The sequence below is a fragment of the Meiothermus sp. genome, assembly GCF_025056915.1.
Lineage (GTDB): Bacteria > Deinococcota > Deinococci > Deinococcales > Thermaceae > Meiothermus.
The window spans coordinates 1-4,145 of the sequence record NZ_JANWVH010000129.1 but is presented as its reverse complement, the minus strand read 5'-3'; the positions used below and the strand labels follow the sequence as shown (position 1 = coordinate 4,145).

Here is a 4,145-nt window from a genome sequence, read left to right as displayed (position 1 = left end):
TCCATCTTGAAAATTCATCCTCAACTCGAGGAGTTCTATCTGGCTCACGTAGTTGGGCGGTAGGGCTAAGTCGATTGAAAACTGGATTTCATCGTTGGGGAGCAGAGTCGGGTTAATGACCCTTGTGATAGACAGTCTTGCTTCTGAACTATAGTCTCGCCCCAATGCACGAACACTTATGTTATTAAACTCGTAGTTTCTTTGCTCCAGTATCTTACCCGAAATGTTTTTGAATTTAAACTGGCAGGCTAAGGCCCCTCTCGACGGCGAGCGCTGGCAGCCCAGGAAAACCCCCTCTACGCCCCAGGCTTCCACGGGCAGCACCACTGGCTGGATGGCCGTGGGTGGCAGGGGTTCGATGGTGAGCTTGCGGAAAAGACCGCCCGCAAAGGTAATGGCGGGAACCACGGTCAGGTCTAGGGGCACTTCCACAAAGGAAATCGAGCCAGAGACGGTTTGGTTTGGGTTCAACACAATCTCGCCGTTTCGCAGGGCGCTGAGTTCAATGCGGCTGGCGTACAGGTTGCCGCGGCTGTCCAAAAGGCCCACCTGGCCAACGCTCACGCGAACGGTCTGGTTGATGCGGTTGGAGAGTTGCAGCTTGCACGTGAGCAGCCCACTGCTCTGCCAGCCACACCCCTGCAACCGGGCCTCTACCCGCCCGCCCAAAAGGCCAACAGCCTCGACGGGCTGGCTGTTGGCTTGTGCAGCGACGATTCCTGCGGAAAGCGCGGCCAGGAAAACCCATGTTTTCATATGGCTTAGACCTCCTTCTAAAAAGCTTAACGATGTGTACGACTGTGTCAATAGATAGTGTAGTGTCTGTTTTACACACAAAGTGCGTGCAAACGCCGGACAAGGGTTTGAACCAATCTTGACAACAATAGACTCAACTTTCATAATACCACTAGTATGAACCTCGAGCGTTGGACTGAACAAGCCCGGCAGGCCGTGGCCCAGGCCCAGGTGCTGGCCCGGGAGAACGCCAACCAGCAGATAGACGTGGGGCATCTGGCTTCGGTACTTTTCCGCGACCCCCAGGGGCTGCCTGCGCAGCTTTTACAGCGGGCGGGGCCAAACTTACAGGCGGTGCAGCAGACCGCCAGCCGTGACCTGGGGGGCTACCCCAGGGTTTCGGGGGCCGAGGGGGGGCAGTATCTGTCGGGGCGCCTTTCGGGGGTGCTCGAGCGGGCCGAGAAGCTGGCCGCAGAGCTTGGGGACCGGTTTGTGGCCGTTGACACGCTCACCCTGGCCCTGGCCGAGACCGGCTACGCGGGGCTGAACGCGGGGGCCATCCGCTCGGCCATGCTGGACTTGAGGGGAGGTAAGAAGGTGGAATCCGAACATGCCGAAGGAACCTACAATGCCCTGGGGCAGTATGGCGTAGACCTGACCCAGCTGGCCGAGCAGGGCAAACTCGACCCGGTGATTGGGCGCGACGAGGAAATCCGGCGGGTTATCCAGATTTTGCTGCGCCGCACCAAGAACAACCCCGTGCTGATTGGCGAGCCGGGGGTGGGCAAGACCGCCATTGCCGAGGGGTTGGCCCAGCGCATTGTGAAGGGCGATGTGCCCGAGGGGCTTAGGGGCAAGCGGATAGTGAGCTTGCAGATGGGCTCGCTGTTGGCGGGCGCAAAGTACCGGGGCGAGTTCGAGGAGCGGCTCAAGGCGGTCATGCAGGAGACCATCCAGAGCGCGGGGCAAATAATCCTCTTCATTGACGAGCTGCACACCGTGGTGGGGGCTGGCAAGGCCGAGGGCGCGGTGGATGCGGGCAACATGCTCAAGCCCGCGCTGGCCAGGGGCGAGCTGCACCTGATTGGGGCTACGACCCTGGATGAGTACCGCGAAATCGAGAAGGACGCGGCCCTCGAGCGCCGCTTCCAGCCGGTGTTTGTGGACGAGCCCAGCCTGGAAGACACCGTGAGCATCCTCAGGGGCATCAAGGAAAAGTACGAGGTGCACCACGGGGTGCGCATCTCCGACCCGGCCCTGATTGCTGCGGCCCAGCTCTCGCACCGCTACATCCCCGACCGTCGTCTGCCCGACAAGGCCATAGACCTGATTGACGAGGCCGCGGCCCGGCTGCGGATGGCGCTGGAGAGCAGCCCGGAGAGCATTGACACCCTGAACCGCAAGAAGTTGCAGCTCGAGATTGAGCGCGAGGCCCTGAAGAAAGAAACCGACGCCGAGAGCAAGTTCAGGCTGGGAGAACTCGAGAAGGAGCTGGCCGAACTCGAGGCCGAGATTAAAAAGCAACAGGCCGAGTGGGAGGCCGAGCGCGAGGTGATGCAGAAGCTCCGCGCGGCCCAGCAGCGCCTCGACGAGGTTCGCACCCAGATTGAGCAGGCCGAGCGGGCCTACGACCTGAACAAAGCCGCCCAGCTTCGCTACGGCGAGCTGCCCAAACTCGAGCAGGAGGTGAGCGAACTCTCCGACCGCATGGCCAACGCCAAGTTCGTGCGGCCCATGGTGGCCGAGGAGGACATCGCGGGCATCGTGAGCCGCTGGACGGGTATTCCGGTGAGCAAGCTGATGGAGGGTGAGCGGGAGAAACTGCTGCGCCTCGAGGATGAACTCCACCGGCGGGTGGTGGGGCAGGACGAGGCCATCCGCGCGGTGGCCGACGCCATCCGGCGGGCCAGGGCGGGCCTCAAGGATCCCAACCGGCCCATCGGCTCCTTCCTCTTCCTGGGGCCGACCGGCGTGGGCAAGACCGAGCTGGCCAAGACCCTGGCCGCCAGCCTCTTCGACACCGAAGAGAACATGGTGCGCATTGACATGTCGGAGTACCAGGAGAAGCACACCGTGGCCCGGCTGATTGGGGCCCCGCCCGGCTATGTGGGCTACGAGGAGGGCGGCCAGCTCACCGAAGCGGTGCGCCGCCGCCCTTACTCGGTGATCCTCTTCGACGAGATCGAGAAAGCCCACCCCGACGTATTCAACACCCTCTTGCAGGTGCTCGACGATGGCCGCCTGACCGACGGACAGGGCCGCACGGTGGACTTCCGCAACACCGCCATCATCCTCACCTCCAACATCGGCTCGCCCCTCATCTTCGAGGGCATCCAGTCCGGCCAGAGCTACGAGACCATCCGCGAGCGGGTGTTCGGCGTGCTGCAACAGCACTTCCGCCCGGAGTTTCTGAACCGGCTCGACGAGATTGTGGTCTTCCGCCCGCTCGAGCGGCAGCAGATTGCGGCCATTGTGGAAATCCAGCTTTCGGCGGTGCGCCAGCGGCTATCCGAGCGGCGCATCGGCCTGGAACTCTCGCCCGAAGCCTTGCAGTTCCTGGCCGAGCGGGGCTACGACCCGGTCTTTGGGGCCCGGCCCCTCAAGCGGGTGATTCAGAAGGAACTCGAGACCCCCCTCTCGCGCAAGATTCTTTCGGGCGAGGTGACCGATGGAGCTACGGTGTACGTGACCCCCGGGCCTTTGGGGTTGCAGTTTGAGACCCGCAAGAATGTAATGGCGTAAAAGGCCAAGGCACCGAGGATTGACCCCCCTTTTGCCCTCAGGAGACGGTATGACCACAACCGACATCGCGACCTGTGTGCACTGCGGCGCAAAGAACCGCCTGGGCCGGCCCCCCGCCGGCCAGGTGCCGGTCTGTGGGGCCTGCAAGAAGCCCCTGCCCTGGCTGGTCAACGCGAATGAAGGTCTGACCGCCGAGCTCTCGGCCAGCGTGCCGGTGCTGGTGGACTTCTGGGCCGAGTGGTGCGGGCCTTGCCGGGTGATTGCGCCGCTGCTGGAGGAAATTGCCCGCGAATACGCTGGCCGGCTCAAGGTTGTCAAGCTGAACGTGGACCACCACCCCCTGGCCCAGAGCGCCTACCACGTCCAGGGCATCCCCACCCTGATTCTTTTCAAGAATGGGCAGCCCATTGAGCGCATGGTGGGGGCGCTGCCCAAGCCGGCTTTGCTCCAGAAGCTAGCGCCCCACCTGTAGCCTGCCGCTTTTGACCGCGCTTCCATCGTTTTAGAGCGCTCTTCAGATATTGTGAGCCACTCGAGTTCGAGAAAGCCTGGTTCTGAACAGAACAGTGGCGGCCTGGAAACTCGAACACATGCGTCTCGGCCCAGACGCAACGCAGACACTTGTCCCTTCTCGTTTTCGTGGGCGGCCACGTCTGTGAAGAGCGCGA

The 4,145-nt window shown here is 62.5% G+C and carries 3 protein-coding genes; 2 read left to right on the top strand and 1 reads right to left on the bottom strand.

Annotation, left to right across the window (positions count from 1 at the left end):
- On the bottom strand, positions 1 to 756 hold a 756-nt coding region (locus tag NZN28_RS13895), incomplete at its 3' end, for a hypothetical protein (protein WP_295399148.1).
- Positions 757 to 912: 156 nt separating this feature from the next.
- Between NZN28_RS13895 and clpB the strand changes: the two genes are divergently transcribed.
- Positions 913 to 3,477: an ATP-dependent chaperone ClpB gene (gene clpB, locus NZN28_RS13890; RefSeq protein WP_295399146.1), complete on the top strand. Its 2,565-nt coding sequence runs from the start codon at positions 913 to 915 to the stop codon at positions 3,475 to 3,477.
- Positions 3,478 to 3,526: 49 nt separating this feature from the next.
- Positions 3,527 to 3,949 carry a thioredoxin gene (gene trxA / locus NZN28_RS13885; RefSeq protein WP_295399144.1) on the top strand — a complete coding sequence of 141 codons (423 nt, stop codon included), beginning with the start codon at positions 3,527 to 3,529 and terminating at the stop codon, positions 3,947 to 3,949.
- Positions 3,950 to 4,145 lie beyond the last annotated feature (196 nt).